This is a genomic window from Massilia sp. PWRC2 (assembly GCF_049896725.1).
Classification (GTDB): domain Bacteria; phylum Pseudomonadota; class Gammaproteobacteria; order Burkholderiales; family Burkholderiaceae_D; genus JAFCUW01.
In genome coordinates this window covers 18,037-34,136 of record NZ_JAFCUW010000007.1, presented here as the reverse complement: position 1 = coordinate 34,136, position 16,100 = coordinate 18,037, and the positions used below count along the sequence as shown (strand labels likewise).

At 60.3% G+C, this 16,100-nt stretch carries 15 protein-coding genes; 10 read left to right on the top strand and 5 right to left on the bottom strand.

Translation table 11 applies throughout. The features are described from left to right. Window positions 1-22 precede the first annotated feature (22 nt). On the top strand, window positions 23-1,225 hold the full coding sequence (locus ACP7BZ_RS14515; RefSeq protein WP_426114318.1) for an EAL domain-containing response regulator: 1,203 nt from the start codon (window positions 23-25) through the stop codon (window positions 1,223-1,225). A gap of 367 nt (window positions 1,226-1,592) precedes the next feature. Here ACP7BZ_RS14515 and ppsR read toward each other — a convergent pair whose 3' ends face one another. Then, window positions 1,593-2,441, bottom strand: coding sequence for a posphoenolpyruvate synthetase regulatory kinase/phosphorylase PpsR (gene ppsR, locus ACP7BZ_RS14510; RefSeq protein WP_426114316.1), 849 nt, complete (start codon window positions 2,439-2,441; stop codon window positions 1,593-1,595). A 197-nt stretch (window positions 2,442-2,638) separates the two neighbouring features. Between ppsR and ppsA the strand changes: the two genes are divergently transcribed. From ppsA to ACP7BZ_RS14485, 5 genes are all read left to right on the top strand, one after another. Beyond that, window positions 2,639-5,071, top strand: a complete 2,433-nt coding sequence (gene ppsA / locus ACP7BZ_RS14505; protein ID WP_426114314.1) for a phosphoenolpyruvate synthase — start codon at window positions 2,639-2,641, stop codon at window positions 5,069-5,071. Window positions 5,072-5,287: 216 nt separating this feature from the next. Then, on the top strand, window positions 5,288-5,710 hold the full coding sequence (locus ACP7BZ_RS14500) for an NfeD family protein (RefSeq protein WP_426114312.1): 423 nt from the start codon (window positions 5,288-5,290) through the stop codon (window positions 5,708-5,710). Window positions 5,711-5,746: 36 nt separating this feature from the next. Then, complete coding sequence (locus tag ACP7BZ_RS14495) at window positions 5,747-6,667, top strand: SPFH domain-containing protein (RefSeq protein ID WP_426114310.1); 921 nt, start codon at window positions 5,747-5,749, stop codon at window positions 6,665-6,667. A gap of 67 nt (window positions 6,668-6,734) precedes the next feature. Beyond that, window positions 6,735-7,406 (top strand): signal peptidase I, encoded by a 672-nt coding sequence (lepB, locus tag ACP7BZ_RS14490; protein WP_426114308.1) that lies wholly within the window; start codon window positions 6,735-6,737, stop codon window positions 7,404-7,406. Window positions 7,407-7,515: 109 nt separating this feature from the next. Then, window positions 7,516-8,688: a multidrug effflux MFS transporter gene (locus ACP7BZ_RS14485; protein ID WP_426114306.1), complete on the top strand. Its 1,173-nt coding sequence runs from the start codon at window positions 7,516-7,518 to the stop codon at window positions 8,686-8,688. A gap of 84 nt (window positions 8,689-8,772) precedes the next feature. Here the strand turns inward: ACP7BZ_RS14485 and ACP7BZ_RS14480 are convergent, their stop codons facing one another. Further along, window positions 8,773-9,339, bottom strand: coding sequence for a PEP-CTERM sorting domain-containing protein (locus tag ACP7BZ_RS14480; RefSeq protein WP_426114304.1), 567 nt, complete (start codon window positions 9,337-9,339; stop codon window positions 8,773-8,775). Between the two features lie 567 nt (window positions 9,340-9,906). Then, the gene (gene smpB, locus ACP7BZ_RS14475; protein WP_426114302.1) at window positions 9,907-10,356 is read right to left on the bottom strand and encodes an SsrA-binding protein SmpB; all 450 of its coding nucleotides are present in this window, start codon (window positions 10,354-10,356) and stop codon (window positions 9,907-9,909) included. A gap of 88 nt (window positions 10,357-10,444) precedes the next feature. Here smpB and ACP7BZ_RS14470 point away from each other — a divergent pair, with 88 nt between their 5' ends. Both ACP7BZ_RS14470 and ACP7BZ_RS14465 read left to right on the top strand, forming a co-directional pair. After that, window positions 10,445-10,879 (top strand): type II toxin-antitoxin system RatA family toxin, encoded by a 435-nt coding sequence (locus ACP7BZ_RS14470; protein WP_426114300.1) that lies wholly within the window; start codon window positions 10,445-10,447, stop codon window positions 10,877-10,879. Window positions 10,880-10,886: 7 nt separating this feature from the next. After that, entirely contained in the window at window positions 10,887-11,264 is a 378-nt protein-coding gene (locus ACP7BZ_RS14465; protein WP_426114749.1) for an RnfH family protein, read from the top strand. Between the two features lie 15 nt (window positions 11,265-11,279). On the opposite strand, the gene ACP7BZ_RS14460 is transcribed toward ACP7BZ_RS14465, so the two are convergent. Continuing rightward, window positions 11,280-11,840 (bottom strand): DUF4124 domain-containing protein, encoded by a 561-nt coding sequence (locus tag ACP7BZ_RS14460; protein ID WP_426114298.1) that lies wholly within the window; start codon window positions 11,838-11,840, stop codon window positions 11,280-11,282. A gap of 201 nt (window positions 11,841-12,041) precedes the next feature. Between ACP7BZ_RS14460 and guaB the strand changes: the two genes are divergently transcribed. After that, complete coding sequence (guaB, locus tag ACP7BZ_RS14455; protein WP_426114295.1) at window positions 12,042-13,505, top strand: IMP dehydrogenase; 1,464 nt, start codon at window positions 12,042-12,044, stop codon at window positions 13,503-13,505. Window positions 13,506-13,594: 89 nt separating this feature from the next. Continuing rightward, on the top strand, window positions 13,595-15,205 hold the full coding sequence (guaA, locus tag ACP7BZ_RS14450) for a glutamine-hydrolyzing GMP synthase (RefSeq protein WP_426114294.1): 1,611 nt from the start codon (window positions 13,595-13,597) through the stop codon (window positions 15,203-15,205). Between the two features lie 430 nt (window positions 15,206-15,635). On the opposite strand, the gene ACP7BZ_RS14445 is transcribed toward guaA, so the two are convergent. Continuing rightward, window positions 15,636-16,019, bottom strand: coding sequence for a transposase (locus ACP7BZ_RS14445; protein WP_426114293.1), 384 nt, complete (start codon window positions 16,017-16,019; stop codon window positions 15,636-15,638). Window positions 16,020-16,100: the final 81 nt, after the last annotated feature.

Below are 16,100 nucleotides of genomic sequence, written 5' to 3'. Positions count from 1 at the left end.
CGGCTGCAGTCAAAGGATTAACATGGATATCACACATTTGCAATTTCTGGTGGCCGAGGCGGAGCCCGGCCAGCGACGCCTGCTGGCCGACATGCTCGTCCAGATGGGGGCGCATGCTGTCATCGAGGTCGCCGAGGGCCATGCGGCGCTGCGCTACTGTCAGGGCAGTGATGGCCCGGCGGTGCAGGTCGCCCTCATCGATCTGGCGCTGCCGGGCATCGATGGCCTCGAGCTGATTCGTCGTCTGGCCGCGATGGCGTGCCCGGTGCGTCTGATCGTGGTGGGGCGGGTGGCGGCCAATTTGCTGTTTGCCGTTGAGACCATGGCCCAGGCCTACGGTGTGGATTTGCTGGGTACCCTGAGTGCGCCCGTCTCCAGCGAGCGCCTGCAAGAGTTGCTGGGCAATTACACGCAGGCGCCGGCGGTGTGCGCGCTGGCCGCCGATGGCGTTGCCAGTTTTGGCTTTGCCGAGGTGGCTGACGGCGTGCATCAGGGCCAGTTCGAGCCGTTTTTTCAGCCGAAGATCGAGCTGGCAACGGGCCATGTGACGGGACTGGAAACCTTTGCCCGCTGGCGCCACCCCCAGCATGGCCTGCTGGGACCGCAAGCCTTCATGGCAGCGCTCGAACAGCGGCAGCGCATGGATGTGCTCGACTGGAGCATGATCGAACAGTCGATCGAACGCTGCCGCGCCTTCCACGACATGGGCATGCCGATCAGCATGTCGATCAATGTCGCCCCGGACACGCTTGCCCAAGCCGATTTTCTGACGCAGGCGGGCGCCTGCCTTGAGCGCTACCGCTTGCTGCCCGACTACATCACGTTCGAAATTTCCGAGGCCTCGGTGCTGTCGATCGAGGCTGCCTTTGTCGAGCGCTTGCTGCGCATGCGGATGGCTGGCTTTGGCCTGGCGATCGACGACTACGGCACCGGCCGCTCGAACCTGCAACTGCTGGCGCGGATTCCATTTAGTGAACTGAAGATCGACCGCAGTTTTGTCGATGGCGCCTCGAAGAAGCGGGCGCTGGGCACGGTGCTGTCATCCTGCCTGGGCCTGGCGCGCAGCCTCGATCGCAAGTCGGTGGCGGTGGGCGTGGAGACGCGCCAGGACTGGGAATTTTTGCAGAGCCTCGGTTGCACCTGTGCCCAGGGTTACTACATCGCCAGTCCCATGGAAGCGTCAGCCTTCCCGGAATGGCTGTCGGACTGGCGGGAATACTTTTAAACCGTCAAACAAAAGTGAAAACCTACTTTTGTTTGGACTAGTTAGAAAAGCCAAGGGAAAAACCGGCTTACAGGCCAGGGATGAATGGAAAAAATCACTGGCGCAGCCAGATGATTTTTAGAGGGGGACGTAAACCCGATTCAGATCGCTGTCGCCTCGGCGCAAGACGCCGTCGCCTTGTAACGTTTTCAAGCAACAGCCCAATGCCGCCGAGGCGACAGCAAATCCGAATCGGGTTTGCATCCCCTTAAAAAATCCATGGCTCCGCCATGGATTTTTTCCATTCATCCTTGGCCTGTTAGCCGGTTTTCCCTTGGCTTGTCTGACTAGTTCAAACAAAAGTAGGGGTTCACTTTTGTTTGAATGTCTAATATTCCCGCCGATCCGGCTTGATTTCTTGCAGGATCGTGGTGGCGATTTCCTCGATCGATTTGGTGGTGGACGAGAGCCAGCGGATGCCTTCGCGTTTCATCATCGCTTCGGCTTCGTTCACTTCGTAGCGGCAGTTTTCCAGCGAGGCGTATTTACTGCCGGCGCGGCGCTCGTGGCGGATCTCCGACAGCCGCTCGGGGGTGATCGACAGGCCGAAAAGCTTGTGGCGGAATGGCGGCAAGTTCGAGGGCAACTTGCCACGCTCGAAATCGTCGGGAATCAAGGGGTAATTGGCCGCCTTGATGCCATATTGCATCGCCAGGTAGAGGCTGGTGGGCGTCTTGCCAGAGCGCGAGACACCCACCAGGATGACGTCGGCCGAGGCCAGATTTTTGTGCGACTGGCCATCGTCATGCGCCAGCGAGAAATTGATGGCCTCGATGCGGTTTTTGTACGCTTCACTGTCGACCACATTGTGCGAGCGGCCAATCGTGTGGGTCGACATCACCCCCAGTTCCTGCTCGAGCGGCGCCACAAAGGTGCTGATCAAGTCCATGTGCATGCCGTGTGCATTGCGGATTACCTTCGACAGCTCAGGCTTGACCAGGGTCGAGAAGATGATCGGCTTTTGCTGGTCGGCAGCGAAGGTCTCGTTAATCTTGCGCACGGCATCGTGCGCCTTGTCGATGGTGTCGATAAAGGGCATGCGCACCTGGCGGAAACGCATCTCGAACTGGCTCAGCACCGCGTGGCCAAAGGTTTCGGCGGTGATGCCGGTGCCGTCCGACACAAAAAACACCGTGTTCGGCGAGGGCGGCATGGCGGGGCGCGTTTCATTGGTCATGGAGGGGTCTGCAGAGTGAAGAGATAAGGGTTGCTTGCTGTTATTGTTCCGCCATTGTGGACTGTAAATTGCTGGCGGACGCTGTAGAATGCTCGGCAACGGTTTCAATTGTGCGGTACGCGGGCAAGAATAACAACAAAACCAGCCCCTTATCGCGCAGGCGTAAAGATTTCTATCTCAAGTAAGGGTGTTTTACCATGACCAACTCAGCAATGAATGACCAGGCAGTCTATGTCGCCGCATTCGACAATCTGCGCATGACCGATGTCGAATCGGTAGGCGGCAAGAATGCGTCGCTCGGTGAAATGATCAGCCAGCTGGCCGGCGCCGGTGTGCGCGTGCCAGGCGGCTTTGCCACCACGGCGCAAGCGTTCCGTGACTTTCTCGACCATGCCATCGACGGCGGCGCCTCGCTCGGCGACCGGATCGCCACCCGCCTTGAAGGCTTGAATATCGACGACGTGCGTTCGCTCGCCGCCGCCGGTGCCGAAATCCGCAAGTGGATCGTCGAGACACCATTCCAGCCGCGCCTGCAAGCGGAAATCGAAACCTTCTATGACCGCCTGGTGGCCGATTCGAGCACCGAGATGTCGTTTGCCGTGCGCTCGTCGGCCACCGCCGAAGATTTGCCGGACGCCTCGTTCGCCGGTCAGCAGGAAAGTTTCCTCAACGTGGTCGGCATCGACAATGTGCTCGAAGCGATGAAGCACGTGTTCGCCTCGCTGTACAACGACCGCGCCATTTCGTATCGCGTCCACAAGGGCTTTACCCACGCTGAAGTGGCGCTGTCGGCTGGCGTGCAGCGCATGGTGCGCTCGGACCTGGGCGCCGCTGGCGTGATGTTTACCATCGATACCGAATCGGGCTTCAAGGATGTGGTGTTCATCACCTCGAGCTATGGCCTGGGCGAAACGGTGGTGCAGGGCGCCGTCAATCCGGACGAATTTTATGTCCACAAGCCGATGCTCAAGCAGGGCTTCAAGCCGGTGATCCGCCGCAATATCGGCTCCAAGCTGATCAAGATGGAATTTACCGCCGAAGCAAAAGCGGGCAAGTCCGTCAAAACCGTCGACGTCCCCATCGAAATGCGCAACCGCTATTCGCTGACCGATGAAGAAGTGGTCGAGCTGGCAAAGTATGCCGTCATCATCGAAGACCACTACCAGCGGCCGATGGACATCGAGTGGGGCAAGGACGGCCGCGACGGCAAGCTGTACATCCTGCAAGCGCGTCCGGAGACGGTCAAGTCGCAGCAAAAATCGACCGACGCCCAGCTGCGTTTCAAGCTCAAGGGCAGCGGCGTGGTGCTGACCTCGGGCCGGGCGATTGGCCAGAAAATTGGCGCCGGTCCCGTGCGCGTCATTTCCGATCCGTCGGAAATGGACCGCGTGCAGCCGGGCGACGTGCTGGTGGCCGACATGACCGATCCCAACTGGGAACCGGTGATGAAGCGTGCTTCCGCCATCGTCACCAACCGCGGTGGCCGTACCTGCCACGCGGCGATCATCGCCCGTGAGCTGGGCGTGCCGGCCGTGGTCGGTTGCGGCGACGCCACCGAACTTTTGAAAGACGGCACCATCGTCACCGTCTCCTGCGCCGAAGGCGACGAAGGCCGCATCTACGATGGCTTGATCGAGACGGAAGTGTCGGAGGTGGCGCGTGGCGAGCTGCCGGAAATTCCGGTGAAGATCACCATGAACATCGGCAATCCGCAACTGGCCTTCGACTTCCAGTCGATTCCCAACAAGGGTGTCGGCCTGGCCCGCCTCGAATTCATCATCAACAACAATATCGGCGTGCATCCGAAGGCGATCCTCGAGTATCCGAACATCGATGCCGATCTGAAGAAGGCGGTCGAATCGGTGGCCCGCGGCCACGCTTCGCCACGTGCCTTCTACGTCGACAAGCTGGCCGAAGGCATCGCCACCATTGGCGCCGCATTCTGGCCCAAGCCAGTCATCGTGCGCCTGTCCGATTTCAAGTCGAACGAGTACAAAAAACTCATTGGCGGTTCGCGTTACGAGCCGGACGAAGAAAACCCGATGCTCGGTTTCCGCGGCGCGGCGCGCTACCTGGCGGCCGACTTTGCCGGGGCCTTCGAGATGGAATGCGCCGCCATGAAGCGCGTGCGTAACGAGATGGGTCTGACCAACGTCGAGATCATGGTGCCGTTCGTGCGCACCCTGGGCCAGGCCAAAAAAGTCATCGACCTGCTCAAGGCCAACGGCCTCGAGCGCGGCAAGGATGGCCTGCGCATCGTCATGATGTGCGAAGTGCCGTCGAACGCCATTCTGGCCGACGAGTTCCTCGAGTACTTCGATGGCTTTTCGATCGGTTCGAACGACCTGACCCAGCTGACCCTGGGCCTGGACCGCGATTCCGGTATTGCGCTGCTGGCGGCCGACTTTGACGAGCGCGATCCGGCCGTCAAGGCGATGCTCTCGCGCGCCATCCAGGCCTGCCGCAAGGCCGGCAAGTATGTTGGTATCTGCGGCCAGGGGCCGTCCGATCACCCCGATTTTGCGGCGTGGTTGATGGCCGAGGGCATCGAGTCGATGTCGCTCAATCCCGATTCGGTGATCGATACGTGGACCAAGCTGGCGGCGGTCAAGGCAGCTGAAGCGAAGTAAACGTTTGCAGCAGGGGGACTGGCACCTGCGCTGCCTGCCCCAACGTTGAGCCGCCGACAAACGATTGACTCCAGCCAGAAATGGTCTAGACTACTCGCATTGGAATGTTTGTCAGAATCGCCATCAAAAAATTCACTTTATGCTTGTTGAACCCTCGCCGCCCTGACCGGGTGACGGGGGTTTTTTGTTGGGAGAACTATGTGACGGGGGGCTGCAATGAGTGACGCGACGGGCTGGCTGGTGGCAGCGGGTGTGCTGGTGGTGCTGGAACTGTTTAGCGGCACCTTCTATTTGTTGATGATCGCGGGCGGCCTGTGCGCCGGCGCGCTGGCGGCGCTGGCCGGCTTTGGCGGCGCGGTGCAACTGATCGTCGCCGCCGCGCTGGGGGTGGTCGGCACGGTCGTGCTGCATCGCAGTCGTTTCGGCCATAGCCGCCGCGGCAACACTGCGCGCGATCCGAACGTGAATATCGATATCGGCCAGCGCGTCGAAGTCGACCGCTGGCACGAAGGTCACGCGCGGGTGAAATACCGTGGCGCCCTGTGGGACGTCGAACTGGGCCCGGGCGCCCATGCGCAGCCGGGGGTTTTCAAGATAGTCGAAGTGCAGGGCAGCCGGCTCATTGTCAGCGCCGCCTGAACCATTTTCCAACAACACCGATCCGGAAGGCAGACCATGGAATTTTCTTTCAGTACCGTCGCATTCGTTATTTTTATCATTGCGCTGGTGTTCGTGTTCAAAACCATCAACGTGGTGCCGCAACAGCATGCCTGGGTGGTCGAGCGGCTCGGCAAGTACCATGCGACGCTGGCGCCGGGGCTGAACATCGTGGTGCCCTTCATCGACCGCATCGCCTATAAACACATCCTCAAGGAAATCCCCCTCGATGTGCCGCCGCAGGTCTGCATCACGCGCGACAACACGCAGCTGCAGGTCGATGGCATCCTGTATTTTCAAATCACCGATCCCATGCGCGCCTCGTACGGCTCGTCGAATTATATTGCCGCCATTACCCAGCTGGCGCAGACCACGCTGCGCTCGGTAATCGGCAAGATGGAGCTCGACAAGACGTTTGAAGAGCGCGACCACATCAACACCACCATCGTCAATGCCATCGATGAGTCGGCTGCCAACTGGGGCGTCAAGGTGCTGCGTTACGAAATCAAGGACTTGACGCCGCCGAAGGAAATCCTGCACGCGATGCAGGCGCAGATCACCGCCGAGCGCGAAAAGCGCGCCTTGATTGCCGCCTCGGAAGGGCGCAAGCAAGAGCAGATCAATATTGCCGATGGCGAACGGGCGGCCAATATTGCCCGTTCGGAAGGCGAAAAACAAGCCTCGATCAACCGCGCCGAAGGGCAGGCCGCCGCCATCGTGGCACTGGCACAGGCGAGCGCGACGGCGCTGCGCGAAGTTGGCGAGGCCATCCACGCGCCGGGCGGACGCGATGCGGTCGACCTGCGGGTGGCGGAAAAATATGTCGATGCATTTGCCAACCTGGCCAAGACCAATAATTCGATCATCATTCCATCGAACCTGGGCGAAATGAGCGGCATGATCGCCAGCGCCATGCAGATCGTCAAAGCGCAAAAATGATGCTTTAAGTGCCGCCTCAGGATCGCTCCGTATAACGTCAATACGACAATTATATAAGGGGTGATCGATGAAAAACTGGCTGCGTTCTAACAAGGGTTTGCTCGCTTTCCTGCTGCTGTTCGGGGTGTTCCGCACCGCGGTGGCTGACTGGAACCCGATTCCTTCCGGGTCGATGCGACCGACCTTGCTCGAAGGCGATGTGGTGTTCGTCAACCGCCTCGCTTTCGACCTCAAGCTGCCCCTGACGCAGCTGGTGCTGGCCCGCCTGGGCGAGCCGCAGCGCGGCGATGTCGTCACCTTTTATTCGCCGGTCGATGGTACCCACCTGATCAAGCGGCTGGTGGCGCTGCCGGGCGACGTGGTGGCAATGCGCGATGATCAGCTGACCATCAACGGTCGTCCGGCGCTGTATCGGCCTCTGGGCGTGGGCAGCACCAGCTTGCTGGGCGGCGCTACCGTGACGGCGCAGCAACAGCTTGAAACCATCGACGGCCGCAGCCACCGCATCGAGCTGCTGCCGCAGGTGGCAGCGCGGCGCGACTTCGCCCCGGTGACGGTCGGCCCGGACCAGTTCATGATGTTGGGCGACAATCGCGACAATTCTGCCGACTCGCGCTACATCGGGCTGGTGCCGCGTTCACTGCTGATCGGCCGCGCCGAGCGCATCCTGGTGTCGGCCGATATGCTGGGCAACTGGCATCCACGCATCGCGCGCTTCGGTGCTTCTCTGGCGCAGTAAGCGGCCAATGGTGAAGGCCTGCTGCTGGCGGCGGCGCGATCGGGTAAAATCCGCCGCGGCGCCGCATGGGTGGCGCGCCTTGTAGAACAGGTAACAGATGCAGCGTGTGATGACCGTGATTTTGGCGTTTCTGGGCATGGTGGGGGCACTGGCCATCGACACTTATTTACCGTCGATTCCCGCAATCGGCCGCGAATTTGCCGTCGGTCCCGTGGCGGTGCAACAAACGCTGAGCATCTTCCTGTTTTGCTTCGCCTTCATGATGCTGTTCTACGGCACCCTGTCCGACTCCTTTGGCCGCCGCCCCGTCATCATGGTGGCGCTGGGGTTTTATACGGTGGCGTCGCTGGGCGCGGCGCTGGCACCGAGTTTCGGCTGGCTGCTGGCAGCGCGCGCGCTGCAGGGCCTGGCTGCCGGCGCCGGCTCGGTGGTCGGTGCCGCCATGGTACAAGACCGTTTTTCCGGCGCCCAGGCACAGAAAATCATGTCGCACATCATGATGGTATTTGGCCTGGCGCCCGCCATTGCGCCCATTTTTGGCGGCTGGCTGCACGTCCATTTTGGCTGGCGCGCCACCTTTTATTTCCTGGCGATCTTTGGATCACTGATGTGGCTGCTAGTTTGGCGGGCGCTGCCGGAGTCCTTGCCCCGTCACCAGCGTGCCCGCTTTCATCCGCGCCTGATCGCTGCCAATTACCTGAAGGTGCTGAGCAATCCCCGCTTCGTGCTGCTGGCGCTGACGGTCGGCATGGCGTTCGGTGGCCTGTCGCTGTACATCGGCTCGGCCGCCAATTTCGTCATGGAGATCTTGCACTTGCCGGAAACGGCCTTCGGCTGGATGTTCATTCCCCTGATCAGCGGCATGGTGCTCGGTTCGGCCTGGGGCGGCAAGGTCGCTGCCACCATCGCGCCCGTGCGCATGAAGTGGATCGGCTTTGCCATCATGTTGATCGGCGCCGGCGGGGGCGTGTTCTACAACCTGCTGTGGGTGGCTGACATTCCGTGGGCGGTGCTGCCGCTGATGGTGTTCACCTTTGGCCTGGCCGCCGCCATGCCGGCCATCCAGATGAGTGCGTTCGAGCTGTTTCCCGACCACCGCGGGTTGTCGTCGTCGATGCTGTCGTTTATACAGATGATGTCGTTTGCGCTTGTGTCCGGCCTGGTCGCACCGCTGTTGTTCGGCAGCGCCCTGAAGCTGGCGGCAGGCATGCTGGGCGGCGTACTGCTGGCGTTTGTGTGCTGGCGGGCAAGTTCGTTGCGGCGGTTTGCCGCGCCCGGATAAGTGCTGGCGGACTGGGGGCCGGGAACGCGGGCCAACGCAGCACTGCGCTGATCGCGCCTTGCTGGCCGGTGCGCCCTGACCGGCTTACGCGCGTCGGCGGAAAAAGCCGAGGCCAACCATACCGATGGCCAGCAGGTAGAGCGCGGACGGCTCTGGTACGCTCACAGCGGCCGCTTTGATAATCCAGCTGCCGATCTTGTTTTCCGAAAAACCGGGCCAGTCAATATCATTGGCCGAACGCCAATCGGACAGGAAAACCGCCGATGTGCTTGAGATTGTCGGAATCACGAACGCCTGGCCAACCGACGGGTTGCTGGTCTCGTCGTTGAACAAACCATCACCGCGGGCACAGCAGTTGACGCCGGTCTGCCCGAACAGATCAAACACGCGCTGGCTGGAGCCGGCATCGACGAACAATGTCTCGATGTCGGATTTTTTGGCGTAACGGTAGCCATAAAACTGGCTGTTGACGTTGCTGAAATTGCCCAGCATCTGGTTGTACGAAATGCTGGTCGTCGCCGTCAGATCGTACCAGGTGTAACCGGTGATCGTGTCGGTGGTGCGGTTACCAAGGTCAAGCAGCGTTGCATTAGCAAAGCTGCAAGAGAGCAACAATGCAGTGGCGGCAAATAACTTCTTCGGCAATTTCATGTCTAGCCCTCGTAATGGATGGTGATGCGGTGTGCGAGAATGTGCAATTAAGTAACAGTAATACTTGTAAAGCACGATTCATGCCACTTTTTTAAAATTCAAATAAATCAGGTGTTTATGGTGTTATCGTGGGAATTATTCTTGCTGTTTGTAAAGGAACTCGACAATGTTTGGGCCGCGCGGAAGGAGGCTACCTGCTTGTTCACTCATTGCAATTTCTTTAATTTCCAGCAGTCGCGCCTGGGCGTGGGCGCGCTCGTGCTGAACATGACGAGCCTGGATAGGCGCCGTCCGTCCGCCTTGGGTCAGTGTTTGCCGATCGCTCAGGTAAGCGCGTGCTGGCCAACATCAATGTCTTATCCTGTGCTTGCTTGGCCCGCCATGCGGCGGCGCGTTGGCCTGGCCTGGCCGCGCTCGCGACGCCTCGCCGTCGGCTTCCTGCGGCCTGCAAGCATCAGCGCTGCACAAGAAAAAGCCCCCAATAAGTTAACGTGAACTTATTGGGGGCAAGTGGTTGGTCGATGTTGTTACCAGCAGCCGGCCGCGGCGTCCCGCGTCAACAGCAGCTTAGCGGCTATGCGTTTTCATGGCTGCAGCCACTTCGCGCTTGCCATCGCGTTCTTTCTCGGTGGCGCGCTTGTCATGCTGCTTCTTGCCCTTGGCCAGGCCGATCTCGCATTTCACGCGGCCGCCCTTGAAGTGCAGGTTGATGGGTACCAGGGTAAAGCCGGAACGCTCGACTTTGCCGATCAGCTTGTCGACCTCGGCACGGTGCAGCAGCAGCTTGCGGGTGCGCACGGCGTCCGGATGGGTGAATGCCGAGGCGGTTGCCAGCGCGCTGATGTGCGCGCCGAACAGGAACAGTTCATTGCCACGCACGACCACGTAGGCTTCCTTGATTTGCACGCGCGAATCGCGGATGGCTTTGACTTCCCAGCCTTCAAGCACGATGCCCGCTTCGTAGCGGTCTTCGATGAAGTAGTCGTGGAAAGCTTTTCTATTATCAACAATGCTCATGAATTAGCTAAAATGCGCGGGTCGGTTAAACTACGACGTCGTCCCTTGGGGTGGCAACAACTTTCACATCATAGCAAATGGCAGACACATGGCAGTAGTGCACAAGACAGTTTTTCTCGGTTACAGCGCGGAACAGATGTTCGACCTGGTGGCCAATGTGGCTGACTATCCCAAATTTCTGCCCTGGTGCGGCGCCGTCACGGTGCTCGAGCAGAGCGACACCAAGCTGGTGGCCTCGGTGGGCATCAATTTCCACGGTGTCAAACAATCGTTTACCACGGCCAACACCAACACCCGGCCTGCGCAAATGGCGATGAAACTGGTCGACGGGCCGTTCAAGGTGATGGATGGCCTGTGGACCTTCAAGGCCCTGCGCGAAGATGCCTGCAAGGTCGAGTTCGACCTGCGCTACGAGTTTTCCAGTGTGATCCTGGAACAATTGATCGGCCCTGTCTTCAGCATGATCGCCAACAGCATGGTCGATTCCTTTTGCAAGCGTGCCGAAACGGTGTACGGGAGCTGATGTGAACATGCCAACAGTGGCCACTGGCGACACCGGCACCGTCAATGTGCTGGTGTGCTACGCTACGGCAAAGCAGGAAGTGGTGTGCGAGCTGAGTATGGCGGCCGGCGCCACCGTGGGCGCTGCCATTGCTGCCTCAGGCATCCTGGCGCAGATCGCGCAGCTGGCACAGGCCGGTGCGCTGGGTGAATTTGCCGACAGCCGCGATCCGGGGGCGGCGCCGTTCGACGCCACCGTGCACCAGGTCGGCATCTTCGGCAAGAAAAAATCGCTCGACACGGTGCTGCGCGACGGCGACCGGGTCGAACTGTACCGGCCGCTGCTGGCCGACCCGAAAGAAAGCCGGCGCCGCCGTGCCAGCGGCCGCCAGGGCGGCGCTGCCTGAGCGGCCCTGCCTCTGCTACGAGGCCTTGCAACCGGCCAGGATCTTTTCCAGGCGCTGCATTTCGGCCGCCCGCTGGTTGTCGTCCATGACGGCGCGCTCGCCGTTCTTGTCGGTTACGCTGATGCGGGTGCCGGCGTCGAGCACGCTCCTGGCGGCCCGGGTCCGTTCGCAATTGTCAGCCTGCGCCATGCGATTGCTTTTTTCTTCTTGCTCCTTCTTCTCCTGTTCCGCTTTCTCCTTGCGCCGTTTGACATAGTCGGCTTCGCGCTCGGCCACCGTCGCCGGCCCTTTGGGGACAGCTGCCGGCGTCAGCGCCGCTGAGGCAGCGGCGGCGGCGGCGGCGGCGGCGTCATCGGCCGTGTTTTGCACACTCGCTTGCCCTTTTGGCGCTTTCAGGATGTGCGACACGGGTACCGAGGGCGGCGGCGGCTGGTCGGAAAACTGCTTGACGCCCTTGGCGTCGACCCACATGTACTGGGCCTGCGCCAGGCCGGCGCAGCAGAGCAGGGCGCTGCCAGCGGCCAGATGCAGGGCGTGCCGTCGAAACCGTAAAACAAGAGATGAAGTGTGAGTCATGGTGAACTTTCAGATTATTGCCCTGCGTCACTACGCCATGCTTTATCGCCGCTGTCAACAGGCAGCGCCCTCAGGGCCGAGTTTGCGCCCTAAACTGTGGCCGCTGCGCCAAAGCGATGCCAAATGGGCAAAATGGCGAAGGTCGGACGGCGACCGCGTTCTTTCTGTATAATCTGCTTTTGCGCCTATAGGAAAATTACTATGCGTCTTCTTCAGAAAGCACTCACGTTCGATGATGTGCTGCTCGTCCCCGCCTATTCCAACGTTTTGCCTGCTGACACTTCTCTGAAGACCAAGCTGACGCGCAACATCACTTTGAATATCCCGCTGCTGTCGGCCGCCATGGATACCGTCACCGAAGGCCGCCTGGCCATCGCCATGGCGCAGGAGGGGGGCATCGGCATCATCCACAAGAACCTCAGCCCGAAGGACCAGGCACGTGAAGTTGCCAAGGTCAAGCGTTTCGAAGCAGGGGTGCTGCGCGATCCCATCACCATTCCGCCGGACATGAAAATCCGCGACGTCATCGCCCTCACCGAGCAGTACGGCATCAGCGGTTTCCCCGTCGTTGAAGGCAAGACCGTGGTCGGCATCATTACCAACCGCGACCTGCGTTTTGAAGAAGAGCTCGACGCTGAGGCACGCGCCAAGATGACCCCGCGCGACAAGCTGGTCTACGTCAAGGAAGACGCCGATCCGGCCGAAGCCAAGCGCCTGATGAACAAGCACCGCCTCGAGCGCGTGCTGGTGGTCGATGACAATTTTGAATTGCGTGGCCTGATCACCGTCAAGGATATCCAAAAGTCGCACGAGCACCCGTTCGCCTCCAAGGATGCGCAGGGCAAACTGCTGGTAGGCGCCGCCGTTGGCGTCTCCGCCCGCGATGAAGAGCGCATCGACCTGCTGGTCGCTGCCGGTGTCGACGTGCTGGTGGTCGACACCGCCCACGGCCACTCGCAGGGCATTCTCGACCGTGTGCGCTGGATCAAGGCCAAGTACCCGCAGGTCGACGTCATTGGCGGCAATATCGCCACCGCCGCTGCTGCGCTGGCGCTGGTGGAATATGGCGCCGATGCGGTCAAGGTCGGCATCGGCCCCGGCTCGATCTGCACCACCCGCATCGTCGCCGGTGTCGGCGTGCCGCAGATCACTGCTATCTCGAATGTCTCTGACGCCTTGAAGGGCACCGGGGTGCCGTGCATTGCCGATGGCGGCATCCGTTTTTCGGGTGACATTTCGAAAGCACTTGCAGCGGGCGCCTCGACCGTCATGATGGGCTCGATGTTCGCCGGCACCGAAGAAGCGCCGGGCGAAGTGATCCTGTACCAGGGCCGCAGTTACAAATCGTACCGCGGCATGGGCAGCCTGGGCGCGATGGCGGACGGCTCGGCCGACCGTTATTTCCAGGATGCGTCCATCAAGGCCGACAAGTTCGTTCCCGAAGGCATCGAAGGGCGCGTTGCGTACAAGGGTAGCGTGCTGGCGATCATTTATCAGCTGGTCGGCGGCGTGCGCCAATCGATGGGTTATTGCGGCTGTGCCTCGATCGACGAATTGCGCGAGAAGGCGGAATTTGTCGAAATCACCTCGGCCGGCATGAAGGAATCGCACGTCCACGACGTGCAAATCACCAAGGAAGCGCCGAACTACCGGTCCGGCGACTAACTCCCCGACGCGGCGACTTGTTCGCCGCGTTTTTGTATTGGCCTCCTGCGGCCCCCTTGTTTGTTGTTTTATTTTAGAGACACCGCCCCATGCATGCAAAGATCCTCATCCTCGATTTCGGTTCGCAAGTAACCCAGCTGATCGCCCGCCGTGTGCGCGATGCCGGCGTTTTCTCCGAAGTGTTCCCGTGCGACGTCAGCGACGAATTCGTTCGCAACTATGGCGCTGCCGGCGTGATTTTGTCGGGCAGCCACAGCTCGACGCTCGAAGGCGAGTCGCCGCGCGCGCCGCAAGCGGTGTTTGAGCTCGGGGTGCCGGTGCTGGGCATTTGCTACGGCATGCAAACCATGGCGCAACAACTCGGTGGCAAGGTCGAAAACGGCAGCGTGCGCGAATTCGGTTACGCCGAAGTGCGCGCGCGTGGCCATACCGCGCTGCTCGATGGCATCAATGATTTTGTCACCGACGAAGGCCACGGCATGCTGAAAGTCTGGATGAGCCATGGCGACAAGGTGCTCGCCATGCCGCCCGGCTTCAAACTGATGGGCAACACCCCAAGCTGCCCGATAGCCGCCATGGCCGATGAAGAGCGTCGTTTTTATGGCCTGCAATTCCACCCTGAAGTGACCCACACGGTCCAGGGCAAGGCCATGCTGGGCCGCTTCGTCCACGACATTTGCGGCTGCAAGTCGGACTGGAATATGCCCGACTACATTGCGGAAGCGGTTGAAAAAATCCGCCAGCAGGTGGGTACCGATGAAGTTATCCTCGGCCTGTCGGGCGGCGTCGATTCGAGCGTCGCGGCAGCGCTGATCCATCGCGCCATTGGCGACCAGCTCACCTGCGTGTTCGTCGACCACGGCTTGCTGCGGCTGGACGAGGGCAAGATGGTGATGGCGATGTTTGCCAACAACTTGGGCGTCAAAGTCATCAGGGTCGATGCCGAAGCGCAGTTTCTCGGCCACCTCGCTGGCGTTACCGATCCGGAAGCCAAGCGCAAGATCATTGGCCGCGAGTTCGTCGAGGTGTTCCAGGCGGAAGCGGCCAGGCTGCCAGCAGCGAAGTGGCTGGCGCAGGGCACGATTTATCCGGACGTCATTGAAAGCGCTGGTAAAGGCAAAAAAGGCCAGACCATCAAGAGCCACCACAACGTCGGCGGCTTGCCGGAAACCCTGAATCTGAAGCTGCTCGAACCCTTGCGCGAACTGTTCAAGGATGAAGTGCGCAAACTGGGCGTGGCCCTTGGCCTGCCGCACGACATGGTGTACCGTCATCCTTTCCCGGGCCCGGGCCTGGGGGTGCGCATCCTCGGTGAAGTCAAGCAAGAGTATGCCGAGTTGCTGCGCCGCGCCGACGCCATTTTTATTGAAGAATTGCGCGCTACGCCGTGCCACTTGCCGCCTCTGGCCGCCATCGACGCTGGCGAAACGCCGACCAACTGGTATGAAGCAACCAGCCAGGCTTTTGCCGTCTTCCTGCCCGTTAAATCGGTGGGCGTGATGGGCGATGGCCGCACCTATGAATGGGTGGTGGCGCTGCGCGCGGTGCAGACGCTGGACTTCATGACGGCACAGTGGGCGCACTTGCCGCATGAGTTGCTTGGTAAAGTGTCGAACCGCATTATCAATGAGGTGCGTGGGATCAACCGGGTGGTTTATGATATTTCGGGGAAACCACCGGCGACGATTGAGTGGGAGTAGATTTGCCAAGCGGCAACAGCTGTGTTTTACGCAGCTTTTAACAATCGCCTAGGTGACCATACCGTTTGCGCCACCTCAGTCACTGCGGTCTCTCAAACTTGCAGATTGCAGCATACTCATTGTTGAATTATTGAAGCCGCGCGAGGTTTCGATGCATGGGCTCGACGTTAGGCCCCGCGCGCGCTGAGATAGGGACGGGCTGTTCGGATTGTCGAGTTATTCCGTTAGCTTGATAACGGCAAAAGAACGTCAAAGATTGATACTGAAGCGTGTCGATAAAAGTCGTGGCGATTCCGGTTCTCACCGGACGCCAAACCGGCATCGGCAAGTCCGCGGAAGACGCGTAGTAAACCGTACGTCCCATCGCTTGCCACATGGCTGAGCTTGATGGCCAGCAGAAGTTGCAAGTTCTAGCGGGCTTACCGGTCCCTCAATCCAATCGTAGAAGCCGCTGGGCGACACACCCATTACCCGACACATCGTTCGGGTAGCCCAGATATTTTACTATTTGGCGATGAAGCCATACTTCACTTGAGGTCGGCCGCGAACCGAGCGCCTTTTTAAATATGTCGCGCTGCGTCTTGACCTTCGCCAGCTCTTGCCGCGTACGCTCGTACTCTTGGCTCGAAACCTTGTCGATTGCGCCGCCTACGTGGCTCTCACCGCTCGCTTCGCGGCACCATCGTCCCAGCAAACTAGCGCCGACGCGGATGCCGACGCCGAGGTCACGGGAAATTCCAGCTTTGCTGGCGCCAGGCTGGAAAACCAGCTTGACCGCCTCGCGTTTAAATTCTTCAGCAAACAACGGCTTCACGTGCCATGTGCTAGCGCAGATAAGGACCTCATACCTGTCGAAAGTGTCCGTCAAGATGGGGGACTGCCACATCGATTCGGC